Here is a 26,398-nt window from a genome sequence, read left to right as displayed (position 1 = left end):
CCGATCCCTAGATTAGTCCTATGACCAGCAGGATCATCCCCCCGGCGGGACCCGCGAGGACCCTGGCGCTCGCCCAGTTCACCAACTCCGTCGGCGACGGCGCCTTCTACGTGACCTCAGCCCTGTTCTTCACCCGCGTCGTCGGACTCTCAGCCGCCCAGATCGGACTCGGCCTCACCCTCGGCTGGGGCGTCGGGATGTTCGCCGGAATCTGGCTCGGCCAAGTCGCCGACCGACACGGACCCCGCCGCATCGCCGTCGCGCTCGCCGTCGCGACCGCCATCGCCATCAGCGCGTTCCTCGTCGTGCGGTCCTACCCGCTGTTCATCGCCGCCGCCATCGTCTACGCCGTGTGCCAGTGCGGCCTCACCGCCGCCCGCCAAGCCCTCCTCGCAGGCACCATCGACCCCACCCGGCGCACCGAAGTCCGCGCCCACCTGCAGTCCACCCTCAACGCGGGCCTCGCCGTCGGCGCCGCGCTCGGCGGACTCGCCCTGCAACTCGACACCGCCGCCGCCTACCTCGCGGTCTTCGCCGTCGACGCCATCGGCTTCCTCGCCTGCGCGCTCATCCTGCGCGCCGCACCCGCCGTCCCCGGGGCCACCGCCACCGCGGGAGAGCCACGGCTCGCCGTGCTCCGCGACCGCCCCTACACCGTCGTCGCCCTGCTCAACATGGTCCTGCAACTGCACATCCCACTGATCAACCTGGCGATCCCGCTGTGGATCGTGCAACGCACCAACGCACCCACCGCCATGGTCTCCACCCTGCTCGTCCTCAACACCATCGGCGTCGTCCTGTTCCAGGTGCGCCTCGCCCGCCGCGTCACCGACCTGCGCACCGCGACCCGCTCCATCCGCCACGGCGGCGCCATCCTGCTCGCCGCGTGCACCGCCTTCGCCCTGACCGCCGCGGGCGCCTCACCCTGGGTGGCGGCCACCGTCCTGCTCGGCGCGGCGACACTGCAGGTGCTGGGGGAGATGCTGCACAGCGCAGGCACCTACGCCGTCAGCTTCGACCTCGCCCCCGCCGACAAGCACGGCCAGTACCAGGGGTTCTTCGGCTCCGGATTCGCCATCGCCCGCATGCTCGGCCCGCTGCTGCTCACCACGATGATCCTCACCTGGGGCACCGCGGGCTGGCTCACTCTCGGGGCGCTGTTCCTCGCCGCGGGCATCGCCATGGGACCCGCGGTCCGCTGGGCCGAACGCACCCGCGCACTCCCAGTCCCCGCCTGATCAGGACGTCAGCAACCGCGTCCCCGCCCGCGTCGCCTCCACCCGCGCGTCCCGCGTGCCCACCCCCGGAAGGATCACCACCAGACCACGCCGCTCCAACAACGTCAGCGCGTCGGACTCCCACTGCGGCACCTGCCCCGCCGGGGCGCCGTCGGCACCAGCCCACAGGAAACCCATCGGAACACCCCATAGTCCACTGTGGAACAACACCGATCCCGCCGCGGCATGGTCCAACGCCCGCCGCTCGTCCTCGGTCATCGCGCACCTCCCGGCGAAATTCTGGTGTCTTCCTGTGTCTCCCATCACATTCGTAGCACCGGGCACCGACAAAACCGGGACCGACACGCACCCGTCACCCGAGCCAGTCAGCGACTCCGGCCAGCAGTTCACGCTTCACCCCATCCGGGGCGAACGACGCCTCGACCGACGCCAGGGCGAACCCGGCCAACACCTCGTCGTCGAAGCCGAACACCGACCGGGCCAGCTCGAACTCGGTCGTCAACGTCGTCCCGGTGACATTCGGGATGTCCGTGTTCAGCGTGACCACCAGCCCGGCGGCGACAAGCCGGGGGAGCGGGTGCTCCGGCAGCGACCCCACCAACCCCAACGCCACGTTCGACGACGGACACACCTCCAGCGCCAGCCCCAGATCCCGCACCTCGGCCAGCACCTCCCGGTCGGCCAACACCGAGATCCCGTGCCCGATCCGCTCCGCCGACCCCACCCGCACGGCCTCCCGCACGCTGTCCGGACCGCCGCACTCGCCCGCGTGGTGCACCACCCGCAACCCCAACTCCCGGGCCCGCGCGAAGACCTCCGCGAATGGCGCCGCCGGATAAGCCTCATCACCGGCCAACCCGACCCCCACCACAGCCTCGAACCGCGCCGCCAACCCCAGCGACCGCCACGCCCGCTCGACCGACCGCCGCCGAGAGTGGTCCAGGATCAGCCCGACCTCGACGCCGAACCGCCGCCGCCCCTCGGCCAACCCGTCCAACACCGCCGCCAACGGCATCTCCAGATCACCCAACCGCTCACCGTGCGACGCCGCGGTGAACATCGCCTCCGCGTACCGCGCGCCCTGAGCGGCCTCGTCCGCGCAGAACTCCACCGCGATCCGACGGAAGTCCTCCGGGGCGCGCAGACACTCCCGCACCCGCGAGTTCTGATCAGCGAACGCCCGGAACCCATCGAACGCGAACGGGCCGTCCGACACCTCCGGCGGCACCTCGATCCCGTGACCCGCGCCGATCTCCACCAGTGTCGCCGGGCGGATGGTGCTCTCCAGGTGGACGTGGAGATGAACCTTGGGGAGATCGATCAGTGACCGCATCCGGCCCACCGTAGGAACCGCGGCGGCTCGCCGCACCCCAATTCCCCCTTCAACCTCAACTAGAAGGTTAAGTGGCGAAAGCCTCAAGTGGAGGTTGAGCTAATTTGACAAAAGAGCAGGTCAGAGGCTTGGCGGGCCGCGAACGCGCGTGCCAGGGAGCGTCGGCGGCGTGCGAGCGCCAGCCGCGGGTGACGGTGGTGGATGCCTCAACCGTTACCACGTCCGCCCTGGGCATGGCAGGTCGAAACAAATAGGAAATCGTTGGCAACCTTTCCGGGCCCACACTGATCAAGGGGGAGTAGGGCGCACTCCGCCGGAGAACAGGGGACACCGCAGTGGCGTTGAAGTTCGCACGGACACCGGCCGAGCAGGCCCGCCGCGCCGTCAAGATCACCGTCGAACGCACGGGCCGCACCGTGTCCATCGCCGCCTCCGGCCGCATTGACCTGGCCACCGAAGGCCCCTGGTACGACCAGATCATGGCCGCCTGCACCGACGACACTGACACCAAACGGGTGGTCATCGACCTCACGTCGGTCACGTTCCTGAGCTGGGCGAGCACCGCCACACTGGTTCGAGCGCACCGGGCGTGCGCCAGACACGGCCGCACCCTGCGGGTGCTCGCGTGCGGACCGGTGCTGGCCTGCCTGCACATGACCCACCTCGACGAGGACGTCACCATCACGGCCACGACGCCGCAGGTGAAGGAACCCCTTCCGCACGGAACGTCGAGCTGGCTGATCGCCTGAGTCGGGGGGCCCAGCCCCGCTACTTTACATAATGTCGATTATCGAACTTACGAGATATCGAGTTCGAGGTCCGCTGACCCAGGGCAGAAACGTCACTGTGACGTTTCTAGGGTGGTACGCCGGGACGTCCGAAAAGGCCTCCAGGAGGCGCCTCAGCGCGATTCCGAGACTCATCGTTCATCGGCGAGTTCGAACCGAGCGCGTGCGGGGCGCGTGTCGCGGACGCGCAGAGCATCTGTGCGAGACGGCTTGAGGCCACCCATGCCCCGAAGTCAGCCGACGCCCTCTCGAACGTATGTTTCATGCATAATGCCTATTATGCATGAAAGATCAACTTGGTGATCCAGGTCAGAGGGAGAGCTTGAAGCCCTCGTGCGTCGCGCTGAAGCCGAGGCGTTCGTAGAACCGGTGGGCGTCCTGGCGGGCCTTGTCCGAGGTGAGCTGCAGCATCACACAGCCCCGCTTGCGAGCCTCCTCGATCGCCCAGCGCATCATCGTCTCCCCCAGACCTTCTCCCCGTGTCGACGCGGCCACGCGCACGGCTTCCACCTGCGCCCGGAACGCGCCCATCCGGGACAAACCCGGCAGCAACGACAGCTGGAACGTCCCGACGATCTCGCCGTCACGTTCCGCTACGGCCAGGAACTCATGGTGATCGGCGTCGATGACCGCGAAGGCGTCCTTGTACGGGGTCAGGTCATCCGCGGACTCCCGGGTCGCGCCGATCGCGTCGTCCATGAGCAGGCCCACGATGGCCGGGACGTCGTCGATGGTCGCGCGGCGGATGTTCACGTCTGTCACAAGCACTCCTTTTGGACAACTGCTGTTCGGCGCCAGCCTTCCATTTCCTTGCCCCGGTCGCGGCGGATTGGGTTTTTGTCGGTGTCACATTGTATGTACTAACCGTGAAGTTGATCGACGCCCAGGAGGCGTTCTTCGTCGCGAGGCGGACGCGTAAGGACTCTCCGCACACGACGGCGGCCTATCGGCGGGACTTCGCGGGCGTCTCCGCCCAGGTGGCGGCGGTGTTGGAGGTCGAGGTCACGGACATCGAGTTGGTCGCGGTGTCGGCGCAGCCGCTGCGGGCGGCGTTCGGGGTGTTCGCCGACACCCACGCCAAGAGCTCCGTGGCGCGCGCTTGGTCGACGTGGAACCAGTTCTTCCAGTTCTGTGTGGCCGACGGGTTGTGCCCGGGCAATCCGATGGGGGCGATCGGACGGCCGCGGGCCGCTCCCCTGTCCCCCAAGCCGCTGCGCGGGGAGTCCACACCGGAGCAGCTGCTCTCGGCGATCGCGTCGGGGGCGCGGCGGTCGCGGGCGGCGTGGCCGGAGCGGGATCTGCTGGTGTTGGCGCTGGGCCTGGTGGCGGGGCTGCGGGCCTCGGAGATGCGGGCGCTGACCCGGTCGGCCATGGTGGGCCGTCCCGGTGAGCGCAGGCTGTTCGTGCACGGCAAGGGGAACCGGGAGCGGTCGATTCCGATCGAGGCGCCGTTGGAGCGGGTGATCGAGTCCTATGTGGCGTCCTGTGATGAGCGGTTCTCGGCCCGGTTCACCGCCGAGTCGCCGCTGCTGCTGGGTTCTGACGGGGCCGCGATCGGGCGTGGGGCGCTGGATTACCTGGTGAAGTCGTGTTTCCGGTGGGCCGGGATGCACGACCGGGTTCCTGCGGGGGCAAATCTGCACGCTCTGCGGCACACGTTCGCGACCCGGCTGGCCGAGGATGGGGCGAACGCGGTGGAGATCATGACCCTGTTGGGCCACGCGAGTCTGAACACGAGCCAGAACTACATCGAGGCGACCGGCACCCATCGCCGGGCCGCCGCGGCGAGCAATCGGACGTACCGGGTCTTGGCTGATCTGTCCGATCCGGACCCTGCCCTTTAGGAGCCCTCTAGGGCCGTAAGACCCCAGTAAGACTCCTTCCGGTATCCCCCGCTGCTGCGCGGGCCTCTTTTCGCATGTCAGGGCGTGTGACGCGCCAGGCTGGGATGGAGGCAATGCGATGACCGACCCGAGCCCGTCGGGTGAGCCGACGGCGGTCCGACTGCTATTCGAGTACGAGGGTGACGAGGTGCGGCTGCTGATGCAGCAGCCGGTCGACGTCGCCGTCAGCGGCTTCGACCTGCCGCGCGAGGACGTGGTGGGCAATCACGTCGAGGTGCGGGACGCGAACGAGGAGATGCTCAGCCGCGTCCCGATCCGGTCCGGGATGGACACCAGTGTCGAGGTGTTCCCCGAGGACCCGGACGAGCCGATCACGCGCACCGACGTGCCGCGGGCGCAGGGCGCGTTCACCGTGGTCGTGCCGACGACCGAGCGGGCCGACCACGTGACCGTGGTGCGGATCCCGCCGACCGGTGACGTGGCTCTGGCCGAGGCCGGCGCAGGCGATGTGGTGGAGCTGGGCACGTTCCCGCTGGTCGGGGGTGCGCGATGACCACATCGGACGGCGCCGTCCAGGGCACAACGCAGATCGCGGGCTCCGCGCCGCGCAATCGGGCGTTCAACATCGTGCTGCTCGCCGAGGGGTTCACCGCCGGGCAGCAAACCGCGTTCAACACCGCGGCGCAAGACTTCGTCAACGCGTTGAAGGCGACGCCGCCGTTCGACGAGCTGAGCCCGGCGATCAACGTGTTCCGGGTGAACGTGACGTCCACGGACTCCGGTGCGGACGACCCGGTCGCGGCCGGCGGGACCGGTGCGACGGCGCGGACGTATTTCGACGCGACGTTCGGCGGCAACGGGATTCGCCGGCTGCTGCTGTGCAACCAGTCGACGGCGTTGCAGGTGGCGACGGCGCAGGTGCCGGAGCACAGCTTGGTGCTGGTGGTCGTGAACTCGACGGTCTACGGCGGCGCGGGTGGGTCGATCGGGACGTACTCGCTGGCCAATGGGGCGACGGAGATCGCGATCCACGAGGCTGGGCACACCGCGTTCGGCCTGGCCGATGAGTACGCCTACTACGCGGGCGGCAACGAGACCGGGCACGACCGCCACCCGGCGGGTGAGCCGTCGGAGCCGAACGTGACGGTGAACAGCAACCGTGCCACGTTGAAGTGGCGGTGGGCGGTCGCGTCGAGCACGGCGATCCCGACGATGAGCAACCCGGACTGCACCACTGTGGACAACCGGCCCAGCCCGGTTCCCGCGGGCACGGTCGGCGCGTTCGAGGGCGCCCACTACTACCACTGCGGCGCGTTCCGGCCGGAGCACAACTGCAAGATGCGGGCGCTTGGGGCGCCGTTCTGCCGGGTGTGCCGCCAGGTGATCTGGAACCGGCTGGAGCCGTTGAGCACCCTGCAGTCGCGGGGTCGGACACCGATCAGTGTCCTGGCGCGGTACCAGAGTCACCTCGATGTGTTCGCGGTGGCGAGCAACGGGCGGACGATGAGCAACTGGTGGGACCAGTCGTCCGGGTGGGCGGGGTGGTTCCACGTGTCCGGTGGCATCGCGTCGCCGGGCGGGTCGGGCTCGCCGGTCACGTCGATCGCGCGGTACCCGAACCACCTGGACCTGTTCACGGTCGGCACGGACAACCGGGTGTGGAGCGCGTGGTGGGACGTGACCACGGGGTGGTCCGGCTGGTTCCGCATCGGCTCGCTGACGGCGAAGGCGGGGTCGACGGTCAATGTCGTGGCCCGCAACCGCGATCACCTGGACTTGTTCACCACGGCTTCTGACGGCCGGACGATGTCGGCGTGGTGGGACGTGTCGTCGGGGTGGTCGAACTGGTTCCACGTCTCCGGTGGCGTCGCCGCGGATGGTGCGTCGGTGACGGCGATCGCCCGAAACCCGAACCACCTGGACCTGTTCACCGTCGGCACGGACAACCGGATCTACAGCACGTGGTGGGATGCGGCTTCGGGGTGGGCTTCGTGGTTCCGCCTGGGCACGCTGACCGCGCGGCCGAACTCGACGGTGAACGTGGTGGCCCGCAATCCGAACCACCTCGATCTGTTCACGACCGCTTCTGACGGTCGGATCATGTCGGCGTGGTGGGATGCGGCTTCGGGGTGGTCGAACTGGTTCCAGGTTTCCGGTGGGTTGGCGTCGCCGGGGTCGTCGGTGACGGCGATTCCTCGGGGTGCGAACCATTTGGATCTGTTCACGATCGGGACGGATAACCGCATCTACAGCACGTGGTGGGACGCGGCGACCGGGTGGGCGAACTGGTTCAACATCTCGGGTGGGATCGGGCAGCCCGGTGGCCATGTCGCGGCGATCGAGCGGTTCAGCAATCACATCGATGTGTTCGCGGTGGGCTCGGACGGGCTGATGTACAGCGCTTGGTGGGACATCCGGACCGGTTGGTCTCGGTGGTTCCGGCTCAGCATCACCTGACTGCGGGGTGGACGGCCAGTCGACCGATCTGGTCGGCTGGCCGTGCCGCTGTGACCAGCGCAAGGGTGGAGATCCAGCCGTTATGTAGGCTGACCTGCGATGAGACGCAAACTTCGTTCCCCTCTCCCCCAGCGCCACGGGCTTGACGCTGCCCGTCTTCGGCTGCCGGAGGAGGGCGAGTGGGCGACGATTCGTGATCATCTCGTCGAGCGGCTGCCGCGGGTCGAGCCGGAGCGGATCGACATGATGTTGCGTGAGGAGCGGATCGTCGGCCTGGACGGGCCGGTGGCCCTGGACGCTCCTTATGTGCCGGGGTCGTTCGTGTGGTTCCACCGCGATCTTCCGGTCGAGGTTCCGGTGCCGTTCGACATCGGCATCGTCTATCGGGACGACGACATCCTCGTGGTGGACAAGCCGCATTTCCTGGCGACGATTCCGCGTGGGCAGCACATCGTGCAGACGGCTCTGGTGCGGTTGCGGCAGGAGTTGGGGATTCCGACACTGAGCCCCGCGCACCGGTTGGATCGGGTGACTGCCGGATTGTTGATGTTCGTGGTCCGCCCGGAGTTGCGTGGTGCGTATCAGACGTTGTTTCGGGATCGGTTGGTGCGCAAGGAATACGAGGCTGTCGCCCGACACGACCCCGATCTTGGGCTTCCCGTGACGGTGGAGAGCCGGATCATGAAGGAGCGCGGGGTGATCACCGCGCAGGAGGTCCCCGGTGAGGTCAACGCGCGCACCCGGGTTGAGCTGATCGAGGCGCGCGACGGTGTTGGGCGCTATCGGCTGGCGCCGGAGACTGGGCGCACGCATCAGCTGCGGCTGCACATGTCCGGGTTGGGTGTGCCGATCCTGGGTGACGACTTCTACCCGGTGCTGACGGAGAAGCCGCTGGGTGACTTCACCGCTCCCCTGCAGCTGCTGGCGAAGGTTCTGGAGTTCACCGACCCGGTGTCGGGGTCGCCGCGGCGGTTCGAGAGCCGGTTGCGGTTGGCGGCGTGGGAATCGCCTGGTGAGTGGGTCAAATCGGGTGCCGCGCCGGTCGGGGTCGGTTAGTCTCGGCGTATGCCTTTCCTTTGACGTAGGCCTCCGGAGTCCGTGCGCGGGTTGGTGCGGGTGTCGCTGTGGTGGGCGACGCTGACCTACCTGGTCCCGATCTACCCGCTGTACGCCGTTCTCTTCGCCGACACCGGTCTGTCCGGGGCGGAGATCTCGCTGCTGTTCTTGATCTGGTCGTCGGTGTCGATCCTGGCTGAGGTGCCGCTGGGTGCGGTGGCCGACCGGTTCTCGCGGCGGTCGTCCCTGGTGGGCGCGAGTCTGCTGCAGGCGCTCGGGTATGTGCTGTGGATCGGGTTGCCGGGGTTCACCGGGTTCGCGGTCGGGTTCGTGCTGTGGGGACTTGGTGGTGCACTGGAGTCGGGCGCGTTCGAGGCGTTGCTCTATGACGGGCTGGCCGATCAAGGCGAGGAATCGACGTTCGCGCTGGTCAACGGGCGGGTGACGGCGGTCAATCTGCTCACCGAGCTGCCGACGGCGGCGTTGGCGTCTGGTCTGTTCGCGCTTGGTGGGTATCGGCTCGCGGCGTGGGTCAGTGTCGGGGTGTGTTTGGCGGCGGCCTGGGTGGCGTCGCGTTTCCCGGAGCCCGCGCGGGGCGCTGACGATGATGAGCTCGGTTATGTCGAGATGCTCAAGGTGGGTCTGCGGGAGGCGGCGGACAACCGGGTGGTGCGGCACGCGCTGATCGTGGTGGCGTTGCTGGGCGGGTTGGACGCGTTCGAGGAGTACTTCCCGCTGATGGCCTTGGCGTGGGGTGTGCCGGCGGGGCTGGTGCCGCTGGCGATGGTCGGTATCCCGTTGGCTGGTGCGGCCGGTGCCGCGCTGGGTGGGTTCGGGAGCCGGCTGCGGACGCGGACACTCGGGGTGCTGCTGGGTGTCGCGGTGGCGGTGTTGGTGGTGTCCGGGGTGTTGCGCTCCCCCGCCGGTCTGCTGGTGGTGGCCGGGTTCTATGGGCTGTACCAGCTGGTGTTGGTGGTGGCTGAGGCGCGGTTGCAGGACAGCATCGAGGGTCCGGCGCGGGCGACGGTGACGTCGGTGGCGGGCATCGGGATCGAGGTGTCGGCGCTGGCGGTGTACGGGGTGTGGGCGGTGGGTGAGGTGTTCGGGGTGGCCGCGTTGGTCGCCATGGTGGCGTTGCTGCTCCCCCGGTGGCTGCGGCAGGCGCCGGTCGCCGAGCGCCTGGCGCGGTAGGTCAGCCGGCGATCAGTTCGTGGCGGTGTCGTTCGACGAAGACGCCCTGGTTGCCTGCGATCGGGTGTTCGGTGTGCGGGGTTTGAGGGCTACGGCGGCGGCCTCGGCGATGGCTCGCGCGGCGGCGGCCAGTGGTGGGGAGTCGAGTTTCCACTGCTGCCAGTAGAGGGGGACGTCGATGGGGCGGCCGATGTCGAGGAGGGTGCCGGCGGTGATGCGGGGGCGGGCTTGGACTTCGGGGACCATGCCCCAGCCGAGTCCGGCGGCGACGGCGTCGACGAAGCCTTCGGAGGAGGGGATGTAGTGCCGGTGCGGGCCTGCTTCCTGGCCGGGGGCGACGGTGTGGACGAAGTGGTCTTGGAGCTGGTCGCGGCGGTCGAAGACGAGGACGGGCGCGTCGGCGATCAGGTCGGGCGGGCCGTCGAGCCAGTGGGCGGCGAAGGCGGGGTTCGCGCAGGGCAGGTAGCGCATGTTGCCGAGGGCGCGGACCAGGCAGCCCTGCACCGGGTCGGGGGTGGAGGTGACCGCGGCCATGACGAGGCCTTCGCGGAGCAGCGCGGTGGTGTGGCCTTCGTCTTCGCGGTGCAGTTCGAAGCGGATGTCGGGGACCCGGGTCAGGGCGGGGATGAACCAGGTGGACAGCGAGTCGGCGTTGACGGCGATGGCGAGGCGGGCGGCTTCGCCCGCGGTGGGCAGGCCGAGTTCGGTGAGGGTGTCTTGTTCGAGTTGGAGCAGCTGGCGGGCGAAGCGGACGACGACTTCGCCGGACTCGGTGGCGCGGGCCGGTTTGGTGCGCATGAGCAGGACCCGGCCGGTGCGCTGTTCGAGGGCTTTGACTCGTTGGCTGACCGCGGACGGGGTGACGTGCAGGGCGGCCGCGGCGGCGTCGAAGGTGCCTTCGTCGACGACGGCGAGCAGGGTGCGGACGAGGTCGAGCGGCAGGTCGGGCATCACGAGCGCTAATGATACGTCAAAATCTTGAACTGGACTGTTGACGTGGGGCTTCCTAGCCTCGGGGTATGGGACCGTTTCTGTTCGCCGTGGCCGCTGGATTCGGCACGGGACTCTCGCTCATCGTCGCCATCGGCGCGCAGAACGCGTTCGTGCTGCGCCAGGGCATCCAGCGGCACGCGGTCCCGGTGATCGTCGCGATCTGCGCGGGGTCCGACGCGGTCCTGATCACGTTGGGGGTCGCCGGGGTCGGTGTCATCGCGGGCGCGTGGCCCGCGGCGACGACGGTGTTGACGCTGGTCGGCGCCGCGTTCCTGCTCACCTACGCGGCGATGGCCGCCCGGCGCGCTCTGCGGCCGTCGGTGCTGGTCGCCGCGGGCGGGTCAGCTCGGCCCGCGGTGTTGACGGCGGTGGCGTTGACGTGGCTCAACCCGCACGTCTACGTCGACGTGCTGCTGCTGGGGTCGCTGGCCGCCGCGCACGGGTCGCTGCGTTGGGGGTTCGCGGTCGGGGCGGTGTTGGCGAGCCTGTGTTGGTTCTCCGCGCTGGGGTTCGGTGCGCGGCTGCTCACGGGGTTCTTCGCCAAGCCTGCCTCGTGGAAGGTGCTCGACGGGCTGGTGGCCGCGACGATGCTCGCCTTCGGGGTGCTGCTGCTCAGCCAGCTCCGGTGATGGCGTCGGCGACGAGGTCGACGGCGCTGCGCTCGGGGGTGCGGGCGGCGGCGTTGTAGGTGCGGTTGGTGGTGTCGACGCTGGCGTGGCCGACGTCGGCCTGCACGGTGACCAGTTCGGCGCCCGCTTCGACGGCGGCGGTGACGTAGAAGTGCCGTAGGGCGTGGGGGTGGATGCGCGTGGCGACATCGGCGAGGTCGGGTCCGGCGGAGGCGGCGATGCGGCGCAGCAGCGCCCACACGTCGGTTCGGGCCATGGGTTTGCCGTCGCGGGTGCTGATCAGCGGTTCGGTGCCCGCCTTGACCTGACCGCGGGTCGCGGGGGCGGTGTCGGTGGCGCGGTGGTGCAGGTAGGCGTTGATGGCGTCCTGGGCGAGGCCGGAGAGGTAGACGATGCGGGGCTTGTCGCCTTTGCCGGGCACGCGCAGGGCGGCGCGGCCGCGGGTGGAGTGCAGGTCGGCGCGGGTCAGGTCGCACAGCTCGGAGACGCGGATGCCCAGGGTGAACAGGGCGACGACGGCGGTGGCGCGCAGGGTGCCGAGCCGGTCGCGGCCGGGGCGTGGGGCCGCGGCGGCGGCGAGCAGGGTGTGGACTTGGTGGGCGGTGAGGGTGACGGTGCGGGTGGTGTCGTGGTCGGTGGCCACGGCGAGGCGGCGCCGGGACAGAGCGGCGGGGTTGGCGGTGATGACGCCTTCGTCGGCGAGGTGGCCGTAGAAGGCTTTGAGGGTGCCGAGCATGCGGTCGCGGGTGGCTTTGGCGGCGCCGTCGACGGTGAGGTCGTCGAGCCATTCCTTGACGTGGGTGGTGTTGGCGGCCAGCGGGTCGAGGCCGCGGGCGCCGCACCAGCGCAGCCAGTGCAGGTGGCGCAGCCTGCCGCGGCGGGCCGGGGGTGGGCGGTTCGCGGTCGTCGCCTGCGCCTGCGTGGGGATGCCCAGGGTTTGGGCGTAGGCGTGCACCACGGGGGCGATCTCGGGACGTTCGCGCCACGGATCGAGGTCGCCGGCACTGACGGGCAGGCCCAGCGATTCGGCGTACTTGTGGCGGGTGGCGCGGTTGGCGTAGCCGAGGAGCCAGTCGCTGAGCAGGGCGAGCAGGCGGGCCGGATCGTCGACGCCGGGCCACACGCCGTCATCGACAGCGGCGGCGAGCAACTCGGTCACGTCCGCTCCCCTTTGGCTCCGGAGTTGATCAGCATACGTGTGCGGGTGCCGCTGACCGGGGCATTAGCCTTCTCGCATGAGTGAGACCTTGCCGCCGTGCCCGGCCTGTGGCAGCGAGTACACCTACGAGATGGACCCGCTGCTGGTGTGCCCGGAGTGCGCCCACGAGTGGACGCCCGCCGTCCCCGAGGAGGCCAAGGTGATCAAGGACGCGGTCGGCAACCCGTTGGCTGACGGGGACACCGTGACCGTGGTGAAGGACCTCAAGGTCAAGGGGTACCCGACGGCGATCAAGGTCGGGACGAAGGTGCGCGACATCCGGCTGGTCGACGGCGTGGGTGATCACGACATCGACTGCAAGGTCGACGGGTTCGGGCCGATGCAGCTCAAGTCGAGCGTGGTCAAGAAGGTCTGACCGTCTTCACCAGTCGGATGTGGGCGACCGAGTCGACGGTGATGGACTCGACGCAGTCGAAGTCGGTGATGCCGTCGTCGAAGAGCCGCTCCCCCGCGCCCAGCAGCAGCGGCACGACCGCCAGGTGCATCTCGTCGACCAGACCCGCCCGCAGGTATTGCCGCACCGTCGACGCTCCCCCGCCCAGCCGCACGTCTTGACCGTTCGCGGCGTCGACCGCCTTGGCCAGTGCGGACTCGATGCCGTCGTCGACGAAGTGGAACGTGGTCCCGCCCTCCATCGTGATGGACGGGCGCAGGTGGTGGGTGAGCACGAACACCGGGTGGTGGTAGGGCGGGTTCGGCCCCCACCAGCCGGTCCAGGTTTCGTCGTCCCACGGTCCGCGGAACGGGCCGAACATGTTGCGCCCCATGATGGTGGCGCCGATGCCGTCCTCACCACGGTCGATCATCGAGTCCACGGCCGGGTCGCGTCCCTCGGCGAAGACCCACTCGTGCAGCTCTTCGCCGCGGACGCCGAGCGGGTCGCCTGCGCTCTGGGCGGGTCCGGCCGCATAGCCGTCGAGTGATATCGCGTAGTTGTGGACCCTCAGTCTCGCCATCGGTGTCTCTCCATCGGTTGTCGTTGTCAGTTCACGTCGAGTCACAGGTCTCATTCTGGAAGAGGCTCCGTTTCATCACGTCGACGGAGCTCATCCCAACTGACACGTTGAGCAGGGTCAGCTCGCTCGTCGATGAACCGAATGCCCTGCGCTTCGAGCAACTTCTGACAGTAGTCAGGACCACGGTCCTGGCTATCGTGCCAGTTCGGGTTGATCAAACCGCCGTCCATCAGAACGCGTTCAGGATGGGGGAAGTGCGGCAGAGCGGCAGCCGCTCTGCCGACTCCACGAGCAGCCTTGGTGTCGTCCCGCACAGCAATGGAAATGTCTCCGTATGTCGTCCACTCCCCTTCCCGCACACGAGACGCCACTCGCATGAAGACCGCCCCGGTCGTGCGATATCGAGGTGCCAGACGCCAACGCTGAGGTGATGCCCCCGCGATCATCTCGACAAGGCCGCCTCGTTCAAGCACCTGCAGAGTTGAATGGGTGTTGGGAACCTCGTAATTGATGCCTGTCGCTACTTCGGAAGTCTTCATACCGGCCTCGGTAGCGAGACCCGGCAGATCCAAGATCTGCTGCTGACGCTGCCCACGTCCAACTGCGACATCCACACTGACAGCGATGTCGGGAACGTCGGTAGCCGCTTCAAGATCCTTTGCGAATACGAGCAACGCGTCACTTACGGCCCGTGCCAGCTTCGCTGCGGCCGCGTCTCGATCTGACATGTGTCCTCCTGTGAGCCAATTGTCACAACAGAAGACTAATCAGACCTGTGATGCACTGTCAATTGCATGTCACAAGCTCTAACATCAGGTCCTGAATGCGGCTCGCCACAGCGGCCTGGACCACGTCGGCTGTTCCGGCAAGCCGGGTGCCGCGCAGTGAAGCCAGGGTTGCCAGTAGCGGCTCGCGCATCAGCCCACCGTGCGAGCTGTGGCGAACCCATACTCGCGCAGGATCGCCCCATCCTGGGCGTCGACCCAGGCTTGGGCGACGAAGTCCAAGGTATCGGCGGGCAGATCATCCGGGTCGGCCCAGACCAATTCCGTGCACTTGTGCGGTTCGAGGATCTCCGGTGTGCCGGACCAGGTGGTGGCGGTGAAGAAGATGTCGATGCGCGGCTCGAGGGATCGGCGAAACATCGTTCCCCCTGCGTGCAGGTCGGCGGGGTCGAGGGTGATGCCGAGTTCCTCGGCGACCTCGCGGACCGCACACGCGGTGAGGGTTTCGCCGAGGTCGACGTGTCCGGCGGGGAGTCCGAGTCGACCGTCGGCATAGCCGCTACCCGCCCTGCGCATGAGCAGGATTTTCCCTTGCTGAACAAGGAAGGCATGTACGGCGAGCGGATAGCGGTCGTGCTTGGTGTCGAACACGTACTCCGAGCCGGACACGTCGGTTCTCCTTAGCTGGCGAGAGATTGGGGCTGGATGTCGCGGGATCCGTCGACGTAGACGGTAATGCCCTTGCAGCCCAGCTCCCATGCGGTGATGTAGGTGTCGTACACGTCGATTGACCGGGCGGAACCCGGCAGGTTGACGGTCTTGGACACCGCCTCGTCGACGCAGGCCTGCACCGCGGCGGCCATGGCCAGGTGCCCGCTGGGGCTGATCTGAGTCGCGGTCGCCAGCACCGCTCGCAGGTCGGCGGGCAGAGTCGGGTCGGCGGGCAGTTTGCCATTGGTGGACACGAACCCGAGGACGTCGGTGCGCCCAACTCGGTGCAACGCGGCGACCACGCCGGCCCGGTAGTGGCCGATTCGGTCGTGCGAGAGTCGGAAGAGCGGCTCGATTCCGGTGGACGCGCCCACCACGGGCGCTGAGCGGCCGGTGGGCGGGATCGCGATGGTGGACGAGTTGCGCAGCAGCCCGGTGCCAGCGATTTCTTCTGACAGCGCCTCCCAGTCGGCTCGTGTGACGGTGGTGGTGTCGACTTCGGCGAAGCGGCGAAGGAATGCCGGGTCGGCGTAGCGGGAGCGGCCGCCGATCACGGCCGGGCAGCCGCCGCGGGCCTGGGCAAGGTCCATTGAGGCGATCTTGGACGTGTGGTTGATCAGGGCGAGCACTTCCTGGGCGAGGCGGCGGCCCTCGGCGCTGTCATACGGGAGCCCGGCCGCGAGGAGCAGGTCGGCCAGCCCGCACACGCCGATGCCGATCTTGCGTTTGGTGCCCATGATCAAGGAGGACAGCTTGGTCGGGTAATGCGCGGCGCTGGCCTCGATCGCGTCGTCCAGGGCGCGCACCAGAGTGCGGGTCGTGTCGGCCAGCGCGTCCACGTCCACGGGGACGGTGCCGGTGCCGGTGCCAGTGTGGAAGCGGCCGAGATTGAGGTAGCCGAACTGGCACGTCTCCCCGGCGACCAGGCCGACCTCGGCACACGGCGCGGTCGAGACGTACGCGCCGACCTCCGGTGTCGGGTTGGCTTCGTTCATCCGATCGGCGAACAACAGCCCCGGGTCGGCGCAGCCGTGCGCTGCCTGGGCTGCGGCGAACAGCAGGCCCCGCTCCCGCTCGGCCCCGCCGATCGCGGCGCGCATCTCGGCGTCGGTGACGTGCAGGCTGATGTTGAACTTCCAGCGCTCGCCGCGGCCGTCAGCGCCGATCTTGCAGCCGATGAATTCGGCTGCTCTGGGGTGGGACAAGGACAGGATGGCCATGTTGCCGACCGGGCGGTCCTCGGTCCCGGAATCCGCCCCGGCCACAGCGACATCGTTGAGGTAGCGCAGCACCGCCACCGGGTCATCGACGTCGTCAAGCGCGAACCCGGTGCCCATCCCGGCCCGGTGATAGTCGTCGACGATGGTCTTGACCTGGCTGAGGTCGCCGCGTAGGTCGACCGGCGGCACCGCGCACGCGGACAACGGTCGGTCGTGGTGGCGGCCAGCGTTGGTCATGATCGGGGTGGAGAACACAATCCGCTGGGTGTCAAGCGCCCATCCCAGGCGCTCGCCGAAGGCCGCGGCCCCGTCTGGATCGAAGCGAGCATCCGCCGTCTCCAGGGCAGCGACGATGCGGGTGACCATGTCTTGCGCGGTCTCCTCCTTCGAGATCATCCGCTGGTCACGTAGGTAGGCGTTGACGTCAGGGCCTGCGGGGAACATCAATTTGTACACCGGTATCTCCATCTCCGTGGTGGTGGTGGGAGATCGAGAACACCGCGTGAGGCGGGCGTGCCTCTAGGCTGAGAGGTGGCTCACGGTGCGTTCACGCACACTCACGGCAACGAAGGAGGTCGACGTGCCCCATGCGGCCGGCACCGGCACCCAAGCAATGGACGACGCACCAGGCGAGGTCAACGTGTTCGCCGTCGAACTGCGCCGCTGGCGCGACGTGCGGGGGCACTCGCGCACCACCCTGGCCAAAGCCATGGGCTACGACCGCTCCTACGTGTCCAAAGTGGAATCAGGGTCGGAACGGCCTTCGGAGGCATTCGCCGCGCACGCCGAAAAAGCGTTGCGCGCCGGTGGTGCGCTGCTCACCGCGTTCCGCGACTACGAGACCAACCGGTCCAACCGCACCCGGCACACCCGCCGACCGCCGACGCCACCGAGCAGGCCGGCGTAGGCAGCTTGGTGGTCGACCACGACGATGCGACCTTGCGCTACGACGACGGCGTGTACCGGCTCGCCCAGAGACGTCGCCTGGTCAACGGCGGGACCGAGCCCATCAGTCGTTATTTGATCCGCATCTCCGTCGACCGATACCCCGGCGACCCAGAACGCTCCAACCAGCTCTACAGCGAGAACCCACTGACCTGGGACGAGATCGACCTGCACGCCTGGCATGGGTCGGACCGCGCCAGCCCTATGGACTGGACCGCCCACCACGACCGGGCCGCGTTCAAGGAGGTGTGGCTACTGTTCTCCGGCGAACAGGGGCACTTCCCGCTCTACCCGGGCGAGGCGTGCTGGATCGAGTACGAATACACCGTCAGCGAACAGCATTGGGGCAACTGGTTCCAACGGGCCGTGCGGTTGCCGACACGCACCCTGTCAGTGTGTCTGGACTTCCCCGCCGAACTCGCCCCCGTGGTGTGGGGACTGCACACGTCGATGACCGCACAGGCCATGCCGTTCGCCACCGCCATCAACCGCACCGAGGGTAACGAGCCCACCGGCGAACGACACGTGTTTTCCTGGTCCTGCACGGATCCTCCACTGCACGCCCGCTACCGACTCGAATGGGACTTCCGGGGCCGTGGCGGCACACCGGGGCAGCCGCACGCGAAGCCCAGCGAGGTCATGGCAGCTCTTGGCATCGTGCAAGACAACGACCCTGCGCTGCGCAGGGTGGCTTGTCGGTTCGAACTGCCTGCCGAGGCCGAAGACGCCCGGCGGGTCGTCACCGCCCTGAACTCCGCGGCCGAACGGGTCGCCCAAGCGCACACGTTCGGCAAAGGTATGGGTATCGCCGCACCGCAGATTGGGATCGATCGAGCCGCCGCGATCATCCGAACCCCGGACGGCGAATCGATCACCCTGTTCAACCCCACCATCATCGAGTCCAGTGGCGACATTGACGAGCAATACGAGGGCTGTCTGTCATTCTTCGACGTCCGTGGCCAAGTACCCCGTCCGCACGTCATCGATGTCGAACACACCAGCATCGAGGGCACTACCCGAATTGCCCGCTTCCAGCGTGGCCTCGCGCGTCTGGTCGCCCACGAGGTCGACCATCTCCATGGGCATCTATACGTGGACCGGATGCGCGAGGACATCGACCCGATTCCCGTCGAGCAGTATCGCGGCACCGGGTCAACCTGGAAGTACTGACCAACCCGACCGCCAGGTGCATCTCGTCGACCAGGCCCGCGCGCAGGTATTGCCGCACCGTCGACGCTCCCCCGGCGAGCCGCGCGTCCTGACCGCCCGCGGCGTCGCACGCCAGGGCCAGTGCGGTGTGTCGATGCTCTGATCGACGAAGTGGAACGTAGTGCCGCCGTCCATGGGGATGGAGGGCCGCGGGTGATGGGTGAGCACGGACACCGGGTGGTGGAACGGCGGGTTCGGCCCCTACCAGCCGGTCCAGGAGTCCTCGTCCCGCGCTCCGCGGGGCGGGCTGAACATGTTGCGGCCCATAATGGTCGCGCCGATCCCGTCGGTGCCCCCGGCCGACGACCGTGTCCACCGCAGGGGTCGCGGTCCTCGGCAAACATCCACTCGTGCAACTCCTCGCCATAGACGCCCAGGGGATCCTTGTGCTCTGGCGGGCCCCGGCCGCGTAGCCGTCGAGCGAGAGCGCGAGGTTGTGGACCCGCAATTTCGTCACGGTGACAGTTTCCCGGATTCGGCCCCAGTTTCGGGCCCGTTTCAGACCGACATTCCGGCCGTCGTGCCACCTCTACGAGCCTCGCGACGGGTTACCAACGAAAGGTCTGTTTCGTAGGCAAGGCAGGTTTAGGTTAGTTATCTGTAACCTCAGTTGGTGGTTATATATCTGATCAACTAGAGTTGGTGGAATGCAGCCAGGGTCGGATGGAAACGCGTTGTGTGGGTTCAGTCGGTGTCGCAACCCGCTCCCCCCGCCAGGACCGCGCGGCGGCCGGCCGTATGAGTTCTGCCCGGAGCGGGTGTGGCCGGGCAACGCCGGCTGCAAGCAGCTCGCCGCGGCGGAGAGCTCGCTGAGGGCCGCCCTCGGGGTGGATCCGGGGACACTGGCGCTGGGCGGGTTCGCCACGGACGTTCGGGAGCACGTGGAGCGGGTCCTCGCGCCTGCCGACGCGCTCAAAGGGGTGTTGGAGCAGGTCGTGACGCGGCTGGACACGGAGGTGCGTGCCGCTCTGGCGGCTGTGGAGTCCTCCGAGAAGACGGCCGCCGAGGACCGGGGGCTGCGTGAGCAGGCCGAACGGCAGGCAGCGGAGTCCGAACAGGCAGCGGCGGAAGCCCGGGCGCTCGCCGAGGAACACACCGCCGCCCGGCTGGCCGCCGAGCACGCCCGCGACGAAGACGCGGCCAAGGCGCGCGCCGCCGAACTCAAACAAGCCCGCGCCGAATCCCGCCGCGACGCCGAACACGAACGAGCCGAACAAGCCGAACACCGAGCCCGCGACGCCGCACAGCGCGAACACACCGCCCAACTGGCCGCGGCGACAGCCGGTCAGGAACTGGCGGGCGTCCGGGCGGAACTGACAGGCCTGGAACAACGGCTGGTCGACGACCGGGCCGCCGCCACCTTGGCCCTGGCCCGCGCCGAATCCGCCACCGAAGCCGCGCGTGCCGACACCGCCGCTGTCCGCGCCGAACTTGCCCGGGCGGAGGAACGCCACCGCACGGAACTGGACCGGCACGCCACCCGCGCGGAGACCCGGTTGTCCACCCTCACCCGCGAACACCAGGCCACGGTCGCCGACCTGCACCAGAAACTGGGCGCCGCCCTACAGCGCGCGACACTCGCCGAAGCCGACGCCACCGCACTGCGTGAAGCCGCCACGGTCGCCTCGGCCGCCGAGGTCGACCAGGAGTCGGGGAAGGCGGGAGATCACCCGCGTGATCCTGCGCAAACCTTGTGAACTCGAAACCTGACGCAACTGACGAGTGGGACGTTGACTGGATCACCATCGCGAAGTGAGCCCGTCCGGGATGGGCCGCCGTCAGCCGACGTTGTGGTGGATCCGGGATAGGGCGTGCGGGCCGCGCGGTCAGCTGAATGTTCGTCGGCGTTGTCGGTGGCCCGCGACCACCGCGGCCGTGACCGCGCAGGCCCAGATCACGCCCAGAGCGATCGCCAAGCCGAGCCAGTAGTCGCGGTCGTGCAGGCCAGGGTTCTCCGGGACACCGAATGGGCGCCACACCAGCGGCGCCGCCAGCAAGATCAGCACTCCGGTCACCACCGCGCCGGTGGCGACCGGGGCCCGCCAGTACGTGGGCAGGCGGGTGGCGATCACCAGGCCGATAGCGCCGACGACCGGGGCCACCACCACGTCGTGGGCGATGGGGCCGCCGACGAACCACAGCGCCGCTTGCCAGGCGTCGCGGGTGGAGGCGAGGGCGAACTCGGCGAGCAGGTAGCCGCCCCAGGCCAGGGCGGCGAGCCCGGCGACGGCGAGCAGTGTCCTCATCGGACCTCCAGTCGGGACACCCATTTGGTCTGCAGCACGCCCGGGCGGTTGGGCGCGATGATCCGGCAGGGGTAACCGTGGTCGGGTGCGAGGTCGTCACCGTTGATCCGCAGCGCGAGCAGCGTCTGCGGGTCGGCGGTGTGCGGGCCGGGCAGGGTGCTCGCCCGGTACAGCCCGATCGGCTCCAGCGACTCCACCCGCACCGCGGCTCCCGGTGCGACCCCGACGAGTCGCAGCAGGTCTGCGATGGGGACGCCGGTCCACTCGGCGGTGGCGCTCCAGCCTTCGACGCAGGCGATCGGCAGGTGCGCGGTGGTCTGTGGCAACGCGGCCAATTCGGCGCGGGTGAACCTGCGGATGCCTGACGGCGCGCGGACTTCCAGCCGCCAGTCGTCGGGCACGACGATCCCGGCGGCGCGCGCGGTCCGGTTCACCGGGACACCCTGGGGGCCGCGGTCCGAACGGGTCGACAGCGGGGACACGGGGCGCAGGAACGCGACCGTGCCGCCCGCGGTCGCGAGGACCGCCGCCCCCGACGCCAACCAGGTCGTGCGCAGGAACGTTCGCCTGGAACCGTCGACTGGGCGCGCCAGCCCGCGGCGGAGCACGGGCAGCTTCACCGCGACGTGCACCAGGATCGACCCGATCGCCACCCACGCGACGGCGTAGTGCGCGGTCGGGAAGTAGAACCCCCACAGGTAGTTCTGCGCGACGTTGAACACCCCGGTGACCGTCTCGAAGAACACTGCCCCGGAAAGGACGAGGATCGACCCGCGCTCCAGGGCGTGCGGCACCGAGCGCACGAGTGGGCGTTCGAACAGCTTCGGGTAGACGCTCCACAGCTTCGCGAGCAGCAGCGGGATGGCCGCGACACCGGAGGTGACGTGCAGCCCTTGGGTGAGGCGGTACAGGTGGACCGGTCGACTCGGCCACCAGAACCAGGAGTGCTGGATGCCGTGGCTGATCAGCCCGGTGAGGAAGCAGACCCCGAACGCCACCGCGAGCCACACGCCGATCCGTGAGCTCACCCGCTCGTCGTGCGCCGAGGACCTGAACCGGATCACAACCGGACCAGTTCGGTGAACCAGCGGTCCCCGCGGTGGGCGAGCCAGTTGACGTCGAAGCCGGCGACGCGTGCGGCGGCGGGGACGGCGTCGGCGCCGAGGATCGCCCAGTCGAACCAGGGGCCGGTGCGGGTGCGCCTGGCCAGCCGGGCCCGGGACGGCCGCAAGCCGATCCCGGGGCGGTGGGCTTCGATCAGCGCGGTCCCGCCTGGGGTCAGCAGCTGCCGCAGTCTGCGCAGTAGCCGCACGGGGTCGCCGCCGATGCCGATGTTGCCGTCGGCGAGCAGCACGTGTCGCCAGCGGCCTTCCCCGGGCAGGGGGCCGTAGACGTCGCGGCGCAGGGCCGTGGCGCCGCGGGCTCGGGTCATGGCGACCGCGATGGGTGAGACGTCCACGCCGAGAGCGGGTACGCCGCGGCGGGTGAGTGCGGCGGTGAGCCTGCCGGGGCCGCATCCGACGTCGAGGGTGGGGCCCGCGCACCGGTCGAGGATGATCTCGTCGGCCGGGCAGGCGGCAGCGCGCCAGCGGTCGGTGGACAGTTCGATGCGTTCGCCGGTGGCCAGTTCCAGCCAGCACACGGTGTCGCGCAGGCTTGGGCCGAAGATGTCGTTCATACGATCGCCCCGACGCGGGCGAGTGCGGCGGCGAAGCGGGTGCCGGGGATGTCCGCGGCGACCCTGGTGGCGTCGGCCATGGTGTCCACATCGGACAGTACGGGCAGCTCGCGCACGGTCAGGCCGTTGTCCCGCAGGGCGTCCAGGGTTCGGGCGCCGGTGTCGGCCCTGGAGGTGGGGATGACCCGCAGGACCTCGGCGTGGGCGGGGTCGCGCAGGCCCAGCGCCCACCAGCCGCCGTCGGTGGCCAGGCCGAGGGCGGCGTCGGCGGTGTCGAGGTGGGTGGCCGCTTCGGAGAGGAGCCTGCGCGTGATCTGCGGGGTGTCCATGCCGACCTGGACCACGCGGCGGCCGGGAAAGCGGGCGGCGGTGTCGGCGTGTGCGGCGGCGAGCCGGGCGGGGAAGTCGGCGCCGCGTTGTGGGATCACCGTGCACCGGCGCAGCACTTCGGCAAGTTCCCACGCTCGGCGCGCTTCGAGCAGGGAGCCGGCGAGGGCGACGACGGGGATTGTGGCAGGGGTGGCGAGGACGGCGTCGAGGGTGTCGAGCAGGGCGGCCGCGGCGAGGTCGGCGGCCTGGTGCGGGGTGGCCGCGGGACACAGCCGGGTCTTCGCCTGCCCGGGGACGGGTGCTTTGGCCAGGACAAGAAGGCAGGTCATCGCAGCACCCCCGCCATGTCGCGGATCGCCCGGGCGGTGCCGCGCACGGACCCGGACACCTTCGACTTCGTGCCCGCGGTGCGCGGCCGGTAGGCGACGTCGAGTTCGGTGACGGTCCAGTTCGCCTGGGCGGCGAGCAGCAGCAGTTCCAGCGGGTAGCCGAAGGCGCGGTCGCGCACGCCCAGGTCCAGCAGGTCGGTGCGCCGCACGGCGCGGGCGGGGGCGATGTCGGAGACCGGGAGTCCGCGTCGGCGCAGCATGGCGGCGAGCACGGCGTTGCCCGCGCGGGCGTGCCATGGCCAGGCCCCTGGGCCGGTGGGGACGCGTCTGCCGACGGCGAGCCGGGTTCGGTCGAGTGCGGCGACCAGGGCGGGCAGTTCACCGGGGTCGAGGGACCCGTCGGCGTCGAGGAAGCACACGACGTCGGTCCTCGCGTGTTCCAGGCCGGTGTGCACGGCCGCCCCGTAGCCTTTGCGCGGTTCGTGCACGACGGTCGCGCCGCATCGGGCGGCCACCTCGGGTGAGCCGTCAACCGATCCGTTGTCCACCACGATCGCCCGGTATCCGGGGGGCAGGGCGGCGAGCACGCCGGGCAGGGCGGCGGCTTCGTCCAGGCATGGAAACACAACATCGACTGGGTCCATGAGCTGACGGTAGGTCCGCCGTGGACGGTCGGGAACCGTTGCGGTGCTTACTAAATCATGACGTCACCGCAGATCTTACGAAGTGCTGACGAACCAGTCCGGCGTCGAGCGGGTTCCCCGTGGGCCGGCTATGGTCGGGCCGGTGCCCGCCCCCGCGCCACCGCGCTCCCGCTTGTCCGCGAACCGCCCCGATCTGCTCGCCGCGGCGGGGGCGCTGGTGTTGGTCGCCGTGGCGGCGGGCGTGGGATGGGTGTTCGGCATCCGGCTTTCCGGTGACCGGCATTTCCCGGGTGCGCCCTCGACGTTCGGCGAGTGGCCGGTGCTGGGCGAGTGGCTCCCCCACGTCGGGCCCGGCACCCCGGCCGCCGTGGTGCTGGCGGTCGGCGCGGTGGTGTGGGGTCCGGCGCTGGTCGCCCGGCTGAGCATGCGTGCCGCGTTGGCCATCGGTTATGGGTTCGCGGTCGCTTGGACGTTCGCCCTGGCCATGGTCGACGGGTGGGACCGCGGCTTCGCCACACAGCTGACCTCACAGGACGAGTACCTCGCCGCGGTCCCCGGGATCACCGATGTGTCGGTCATGCTGCGGACCTTCGCCGACCGCATCCTCGACTTCCAGCCGGACTCGTGGATCACCCACGTCGCCGGGCACCCGCCGGGCGCGACGCTGGTGTTCGTCGGCCTGGACCGGGTCGGGCTCGGCGGCGGGGCGTGGGCGGCGGTGGTGTGCGTGCTCGTGGGCGCGCTTGTCGCGGTGGCGGTGCCGGTGACGCTGACGGCGGTGGGCAAACCCGATGTGGCGCGCTCGGCGGTGCCGTTCGTGGCGCTGTTCCCGGGTGCGGTGTGGCTGGGGGTGTCGGCGGACGCCCTGTTCGCGGGGGTGACCGCGTCCGGGGTGGCGCTGCTGGCTCTCGGCGCGCGCAGGCCGGCGGCGGCGGTGGCCGGTGGGGTGCTGCTCGGGTTCGGGCTGTTCCTGTCCTATGGGCTGGTGCTGATCGGGGTGGTCGCGTTGGCGGTCGTGGTCGGCGGCCGGGACTGGCGGGGTCTGGGGTTGGCGGCGGTCGGCACGCTCACAGTGGTGGGGGTGTTCGCCGCGGCGGGGTTCTGGTGGTTCGACGGGTATGACCTGGTGGTCGAGCGGTACTACCAGGGGATCGCGAACGACCGGCCGTACGCGTACTGGGTGTGGGCGAACCTGGCGTGTCTGGTGCTCGCGGTCGGCCCGGCGGCGGTGGCGGGGCTGCGGCGTGGGCGAGCGGTGCCGATGGTGGTGTGGGCGGCGGTGGGCGCGGTGGTGCTGGCGACGCTGTCTGGGTTGTCGAAGTCGGAGGTGGAGCGGATCTGGTTGCCGTTCGCGGTGTGGGTGGTGGCCGCGGCGGCGGTGCTGCCCGCGCGGTCGCACCGGTGGTGGCTGGCCGCTCAGGCGGCGACCGCGCTGGTGGTGAACCATGTGCTGCTCACGAATTGGTGAGTTCTGACGGTTGTCTTACGCGGCGCCCCGACCGGGGGCGGGGCGCGGGGTGTGGTCGTAGCGTCGACCGTATGCGAGTGTTGATCACCGGCGGCGCCGGTTTCGTCGGATCCCATGTCGCCGACCTGCTGGTCGAGCGCGGCCACGATGTCGTCCTGCTCGACAATCTGCTCCCCCAGGCCCACGGGTCCGGTCAGGTCCCGGAGTGGACCCGGGAGTTGGTCCGAGGCGATGTCCGCGACGCGGACCTGCTGTCGCGGGTGTTGCGCGGTGTGGACGTCGTGTGCCATCAGGCGGCGGTCGTCGGCCACGGTGTCGACCCGTCCGACGCGCCGGAGTACGCCTCGCACAACGACTTCGGCACCGCGGTCCTCCTGGCGGCGATGCACCGGGGCGGGGTGCGCGGGCTGGTGCTGGCCTCGTCGATGGTCGTCTACGGGGAGGGCCGCTACGAGTGCGCCGAGCACGGTGTCGTGCGGCCCGCCGCACGACACCGGGTCGACATCGACGCGGGCCGGTTCGAACCGGGGTGCCCGCGGTGCTCGTCGCCGTTGGTGTGGCGGCTGGTCCCGGAGGACGCGCCGTTCGATCCGCGCAGCACGTATGCCGCGACGAAGGCGGCGCAGGAGTACCTGGCGTCGGCGTGGGCGCGGCAGACCGGCGGGCAGGCGTGGGCGTTGCGGTACCACAACATCTACGGGCCCCGGATGCCGCGCGACACCCCGTATGCGGGGGTCGCGTCGCTGTTCCGGTCCTGTTTGGAGCGTGGGGAGGCGCCCACGGTCCTGGAGGACGGCTTGCAACGGCGTGACTTCGTCCACGTCACCGATGTCGCCATGGCGAACGCGCTGGCCGTGGAGACCGCGGTCGCCCCGGGGACGCTGGTGCCGGTCAACATCTGCTCGGGCACCCCGCACACGGTCGGGGATATGGCGACCGAGCTGTCGAAGGCGTGCGCCGGTCCCCCGCCGCGGGTCATCGGTGGCGCCCGCCCGGCCGACGTCCGGCACATCGTGGCCGACCCGAGCGCGGCGCGCGCGTTGCTCGGGTTCACCGCGAAGGTGCCCTTCAGCCTCGGGGTCCGCGAGTTCGCCACGGCACCGCTGCGCCTACCCGTGGGGTGAGTTATCGGTTGAGCCCGTGCGGTGATCCGCTACCTCCGCGAGGAAGGCCCGACATGGGGCCTTTC

At 69.6% G+C, this 26,398-nt stretch carries 28 protein-coding genes; 14 read left to right on the top strand and 14 right to left on the bottom strand.

The features are described 5' to 3' along the window. The first annotated feature begins 20 nt into the window (after window positions 1–20). Complete coding sequence (locus ACUZ2Y_RS03980) at window positions 21–1,238, top strand: MFS transporter (protein ID WP_476326987.1); 1,218 nt, start codon at window positions 21–23, stop codon at window positions 1,236–1,238. Here the strand turns inward: ACUZ2Y_RS03980 and ACUZ2Y_RS03975 are convergent, their stop codons facing one another. Next, entirely contained in the window at window positions 1,239–1,496 is a 258-nt protein-coding gene (locus ACUZ2Y_RS03975; RefSeq protein WP_476326985.1) for a hypothetical protein, read from the bottom strand. Window positions 1,497–1,590: 94 nt separating this feature from the next. Next, window positions 1,591–2,571 (bottom strand): adenosine deaminase, encoded by a 981-nt coding sequence (gene add / locus ACUZ2Y_RS03970; RefSeq protein WP_476326983.1) that lies wholly within the window; start codon window positions 2,569–2,571, stop codon window positions 1,591–1,593. A 335-nt stretch (window positions 2,572–2,906) separates the two neighbouring features. Between add and ACUZ2Y_RS03965 the strand changes: the two genes are divergently transcribed. Beyond that, window positions 2,907–3,320 carry an STAS domain-containing protein gene (locus ACUZ2Y_RS03965; RefSeq protein WP_476326981.1) on the top strand — a complete coding sequence of 138 codons (414 nt, stop codon included), beginning with the start codon at window positions 2,907–2,909 and terminating at the stop codon, window positions 3,318–3,320. Between the two features lie 348 nt (window positions 3,321–3,668). On the opposite strand, the gene ACUZ2Y_RS03960 is transcribed toward ACUZ2Y_RS03965, so the two are convergent. Beyond that, window positions 3,669–4,112 carry an N-acetyltransferase family protein gene (locus ACUZ2Y_RS03960; RefSeq protein WP_476331581.1) on the bottom strand — a complete coding sequence of 148 codons (444 nt, stop codon included), beginning with the start codon at window positions 4,110–4,112 and terminating at the stop codon, window positions 3,669–3,671. 113 nt (window positions 4,113–4,225) lie between these two features. Between ACUZ2Y_RS03960 and ACUZ2Y_RS03955 the strand changes: the two genes are divergently transcribed. From ACUZ2Y_RS03955 to ACUZ2Y_RS03935, 5 genes are all read left to right on the top strand, one after another. Beyond that, window positions 4,226–5,203 carry a tyrosine-type recombinase/integrase gene (locus tag ACUZ2Y_RS03955; RefSeq protein WP_476326979.1) on the top strand — a complete coding sequence of 326 codons (978 nt, stop codon included), beginning with the start codon at window positions 4,226–4,228 and terminating at the stop codon, window positions 5,201–5,203. Between the two features lie 118 nt (window positions 5,204–5,321). After that, entirely contained in the window at window positions 5,322–5,756 is a 435-nt protein-coding gene (locus ACUZ2Y_RS03950) for a hypothetical protein (RefSeq protein ID WP_476326977.1), read from the top strand. Further along, on the top strand, window positions 5,753–7,660 hold the full coding sequence (locus ACUZ2Y_RS03945; protein ID WP_476326975.1) for a M64 family metallopeptidase: 1,908 nt from the start codon (window positions 5,753–5,755) through the stop codon (window positions 7,658–7,660). The genes ACUZ2Y_RS03950 and ACUZ2Y_RS03945 overlap by 4 nt, the downstream gene beginning before the upstream one ends. Window positions 7,661–7,759: 99 nt before the next feature. Continuing rightward, a complete protein-coding gene (locus ACUZ2Y_RS03940) occupies window positions 7,760–8,716 on the top strand; it encodes an RluA family pseudouridine synthase (RefSeq protein WP_476326973.1) in 957 nt (318 codons plus the stop codon). 42 nt (window positions 8,717–8,758) lie between these two features. Further along, window positions 8,759–9,907: an MFS transporter gene (locus tag ACUZ2Y_RS03935; RefSeq protein WP_476326971.1), complete on the top strand. Its 1,149-nt coding sequence runs from the start codon at window positions 8,759–8,761 to the stop codon at window positions 9,905–9,907. 12 nt (window positions 9,908–9,919) lie between these two features. On the opposite strand, the gene ACUZ2Y_RS03930 is transcribed toward ACUZ2Y_RS03935, so the two are convergent. Next, entirely contained in the window at window positions 9,920–10,858 is a 939-nt protein-coding gene (locus ACUZ2Y_RS03930; protein ID WP_476326969.1) for a LysR family transcriptional regulator ArgP, read from the bottom strand. Between the two features lie 68 nt (window positions 10,859–10,926). Between ACUZ2Y_RS03930 and ACUZ2Y_RS03925 the strand changes: the two genes are divergently transcribed. Then, entirely contained in the window at window positions 10,927–11,529 is a 603-nt protein-coding gene (locus tag ACUZ2Y_RS03925) for a LysE/ArgO family amino acid transporter (RefSeq protein ID WP_476326967.1), read from the top strand. Here the strand turns inward: ACUZ2Y_RS03925 and ACUZ2Y_RS03920 are convergent. Beyond that, window positions 11,513–12,688 carry a tyrosine-type recombinase/integrase gene (locus tag ACUZ2Y_RS03920; RefSeq protein WP_476326965.1) on the bottom strand — a complete coding sequence of 392 codons (1,176 nt, stop codon included), beginning with the start codon at window positions 12,686–12,688 and terminating at the stop codon, window positions 11,513–11,515. The genes ACUZ2Y_RS03925 and ACUZ2Y_RS03920 overlap by 17 nt on opposite strands. A 76-nt stretch (window positions 12,689–12,764) precedes the next feature. Between ACUZ2Y_RS03920 and ACUZ2Y_RS03915 the strand changes: the two genes are divergently transcribed. Then, on the top strand, window positions 12,765–13,103 hold the full coding sequence (locus tag ACUZ2Y_RS03915; protein ID WP_476326963.1) for a zinc ribbon domain-containing protein YjdM: 339 nt from the start codon (window positions 12,765–12,767) through the stop codon (window positions 13,101–13,103). Here ACUZ2Y_RS03915 and ACUZ2Y_RS03910 read toward each other — a convergent pair. The 4 genes from ACUZ2Y_RS03910 to ACUZ2Y_RS03895 all read right to left on the bottom strand — a co-directional run bounded on the left by ACUZ2Y_RS03910 (window position 13,090) and on the right by ACUZ2Y_RS03895 (window position 16,816). Further along, the gene (locus tag ACUZ2Y_RS03910; protein WP_476326961.1) at window positions 13,090–13,704 is read right to left on the bottom strand and encodes a dihydrofolate reductase family protein; all 615 of its coding nucleotides are present in this window, start codon (window positions 13,702–13,704) and stop codon (window positions 13,090–13,092) included. The two genes, ACUZ2Y_RS03915 and ACUZ2Y_RS03910, sit on opposite strands and share 14 nt — an antisense overlap. 50 nt (window positions 13,705–13,754) lie before the next feature. Beyond that, on the bottom strand, window positions 13,755–14,432 hold the full coding sequence (locus ACUZ2Y_RS03905) for a hypothetical protein (protein ID WP_476326959.1): 678 nt from the start codon (window positions 14,430–14,432) through the stop codon (window positions 13,755–13,757). A gap of 189 nt (window positions 14,433–14,621) precedes the next feature. Then, window positions 14,622–15,098, bottom strand: coding sequence for an NUDIX hydrolase (locus ACUZ2Y_RS03900; protein ID WP_476326957.1), 477 nt, complete (start codon window positions 15,096–15,098; stop codon window positions 14,622–14,624). An 11-nt stretch (window positions 15,099–15,109) separates the two neighbouring features. After that, a complete protein-coding gene (locus ACUZ2Y_RS03895; RefSeq protein WP_476326955.1) occupies window positions 15,110–16,816 on the bottom strand; it encodes a hypothetical protein in 1,707 nt (568 codons plus the stop codon). A 124-nt stretch (window positions 16,817–16,940) separates the two neighbouring features. Between ACUZ2Y_RS03895 and ACUZ2Y_RS03890 the strand changes: the two genes are divergently transcribed. The 3 genes from ACUZ2Y_RS03890 to ACUZ2Y_RS03880 all read left to right on the top strand — a co-directional run bounded on the left by ACUZ2Y_RS03890 (window position 16,941) and on the right by ACUZ2Y_RS03880 (window position 20,211). Further along, window positions 16,941–17,267 (top strand): helix-turn-helix domain-containing protein, encoded by a 327-nt coding sequence (locus ACUZ2Y_RS03890; RefSeq protein ID WP_476326953.1) that lies wholly within the window; start codon window positions 16,941–16,943, stop codon window positions 17,265–17,267. Window positions 17,268–17,299: 32 nt separating this feature from the next. Further along, the gene (locus tag ACUZ2Y_RS03885; protein WP_476326951.1) at window positions 17,300–18,475 is read left to right on the top strand and encodes a peptide deformylase; all 1,176 of its coding nucleotides are present in this window, start codon (window positions 17,300–17,302) and stop codon (window positions 18,473–18,475) included. Between the two features lie 797 nt (window positions 18,476–19,272). Beyond that, window positions 19,273–20,211: a hypothetical protein gene (locus ACUZ2Y_RS03880; protein ID WP_476326949.1), complete on the top strand. Its 939-nt coding sequence runs from the start codon at window positions 19,273–19,275 to the stop codon at window positions 20,209–20,211. A 129-nt stretch (window positions 20,212–20,340) separates the two neighbouring features. Here ACUZ2Y_RS03880 and ACUZ2Y_RS03875 read toward each other — a convergent pair whose 3' ends face one another. Genes ACUZ2Y_RS03875 through ACUZ2Y_RS03855 form a run of 5 tightly spaced genes read right to left on the bottom strand, consistent with a single transcriptional unit; the run spans window position 20,341 to window position 23,741 of the window. Further along, window positions 20,341–20,760 carry a hypothetical protein gene (locus ACUZ2Y_RS03875; protein ID WP_476326947.1) on the bottom strand — a complete coding sequence of 140 codons (420 nt, stop codon included), beginning with the start codon at window positions 20,758–20,760 and terminating at the stop codon, window positions 20,341–20,343. Continuing rightward, window positions 20,757–21,788: a molybdopterin-dependent oxidoreductase gene (locus ACUZ2Y_RS03870; protein ID WP_476326945.1), complete on the bottom strand. Its 1,032-nt coding sequence runs from the start codon at window positions 21,786–21,788 to the stop codon at window positions 20,757–20,759. The genes ACUZ2Y_RS03875 and ACUZ2Y_RS03870 overlap by 4 nt, the downstream gene beginning before the upstream one ends. A 32-nt stretch (window positions 21,789–21,820) precedes the next feature. Further along, window positions 21,821–22,438: a class I SAM-dependent methyltransferase gene (locus ACUZ2Y_RS03865; RefSeq protein ID WP_476326943.1), complete on the bottom strand. Its 618-nt coding sequence runs from the start codon at window positions 22,436–22,438 to the stop codon at window positions 21,821–21,823. After that, complete coding sequence (locus tag ACUZ2Y_RS03860) at window positions 22,435–23,097, bottom strand: TIGR04282 family arsenosugar biosynthesis glycosyltransferase (protein ID WP_476326941.1); 663 nt, start codon at window positions 23,095–23,097, stop codon at window positions 22,435–22,437. The genes ACUZ2Y_RS03865 and ACUZ2Y_RS03860 overlap by 4 nt, the downstream gene beginning before the upstream one ends. Beyond that, complete coding sequence (locus ACUZ2Y_RS03855) at window positions 23,094–23,741, bottom strand: glycosyltransferase family 2 protein (protein WP_476326939.1); 648 nt, start codon at window positions 23,739–23,741, stop codon at window positions 23,094–23,096. The genes ACUZ2Y_RS03860 and ACUZ2Y_RS03855 overlap by 4 nt, the downstream gene beginning before the upstream one ends. Window positions 23,742–23,871: 130 nt before the next feature. Here ACUZ2Y_RS03855 and ACUZ2Y_RS03850 point away from each other — a divergent pair, with 130 nt between their 5' ends. Continuing rightward, on the top strand, window positions 23,872–25,209 hold the full coding sequence (locus tag ACUZ2Y_RS03850) for a hypothetical protein (protein ID WP_476331578.1): 1,338 nt from the start codon (window positions 23,872–23,874) through the stop codon (window positions 25,207–25,209). A gap of 71 nt (window positions 25,210–25,280) precedes the next feature. Next, window positions 25,281–26,333, top strand: a complete 1,053-nt coding sequence (locus ACUZ2Y_RS03845; protein ID WP_476326937.1) for an NAD-dependent epimerase/dehydratase family protein — start codon at window positions 25,281–25,283, stop codon at window positions 26,331–26,333. Window positions 26,334–26,398 lie beyond the last annotated feature (65 nt).

It is taken from the genome of Actinokineospora sp. UV203 (assembly GCF_056323665.1).
The sequence above is the reverse complement of the archived record's forward strand: the minus strand, read 5'-3'. Positions and strand labels throughout refer to the sequence as shown.

Coding starts and splice junctions, on each gene's coding strand:
- ACUZ2Y_RS03930 (WP_476326969.1), bottom strand. CDS start 10,858: ATGCCCGACCTGCCGCTCGACCTCGTCCGCACCCTGCTCGCCGTCGTC.
- ACUZ2Y_RS03865 (WP_476326943.1), bottom strand. CDS start 22,438: ATGAACGACATCTTCGGCCCAAGCCTGCGCGACACCGTGTGCTGGCTG.
- ACUZ2Y_RS03910 (WP_476326961.1), bottom strand. CDS start 13,704: ATGGCGAGACTGAGGGTCCACAACTACGCGATATCACTCGACGGCTAT.
- ACUZ2Y_RS03925 (WP_476326967.1), top strand. CDS start 10,927: ATGGGACCGTTTCTGTTCGCCGTGGCCGCTGGATTCGGCACGGGACTC.
- ACUZ2Y_RS03905 (WP_476326959.1), bottom strand. CDS start 14,432: ATGTCAGATCGAGACGCGGCCGCAGCGAAGCTGGCACGGGCCGTAAGT.
- ACUZ2Y_RS03855 (WP_476326939.1), bottom strand. CDS start 23,741: ATGGACCCAGTCGATGTTGTGTTTCCATGCCTGGACGAAGCCGCCGCC.
- ACUZ2Y_RS03980 (WP_476326987.1), top strand. CDS start 21: ATGACCAGCAGGATCATCCCCCCGGCGGGACCCGCGAGGACCCTGGCG.
- ACUZ2Y_RS03950 (WP_476326977.1), top strand. CDS start 5,322: ATGACCGACCCGAGCCCGTCGGGTGAGCCGACGGCGGTCCGACTGCTA.
- ACUZ2Y_RS03915 (WP_476326963.1), top strand. CDS start 12,765: ATGAGTGAGACCTTGCCGCCGTGCCCGGCCTGTGGCAGCGAGTACACC.
- ACUZ2Y_RS03860 (WP_476326941.1), bottom strand. CDS start 23,097: ATGACCTGCCTTCTTGTCCTGGCCAAAGCACCCGTCCCCGGGCAGGCG.
- ACUZ2Y_RS03845 (WP_476326937.1), top strand. CDS start 25,281: ATGCGAGTGTTGATCACCGGCGGCGCCGGTTTCGTCGGATCCCATGTC.
- add (WP_476326983.1), bottom strand. CDS start 2,571: ATGCGGTCACTGATCGATCTCCCCAAGGTTCATCTCCACGTCCACCTG.
- ACUZ2Y_RS03945 (WP_476326975.1), top strand. CDS start 5,753: ATGACCACATCGGACGGCGCCGTCCAGGGCACAACGCAGATCGCGGGC.
- ACUZ2Y_RS03850 (WP_476331578.1), top strand. CDS start 23,872: ATGGTCGGGCCGGTGCCCGCCCCCGCGCCACCGCGCTCCCGCTTGTCC.
- ACUZ2Y_RS03940 (WP_476326973.1), top strand. CDS start 7,760: ATGAGACGCAAACTTCGTTCCCCTCTCCCCCAGCGCCACGGGCTTGAC.
- ACUZ2Y_RS03975 (WP_476326985.1), bottom strand. CDS start 1,496: ATGACCGAGGACGAGCGGCGGGCGTTGGACCATGCCGCGGCGGGATCG.
- ACUZ2Y_RS03875 (WP_476326947.1), bottom strand. CDS start 20,760: ATGAGGACACTGCTCGCCGTCGCCGGGCTCGCCGCCCTGGCCTGGGGC.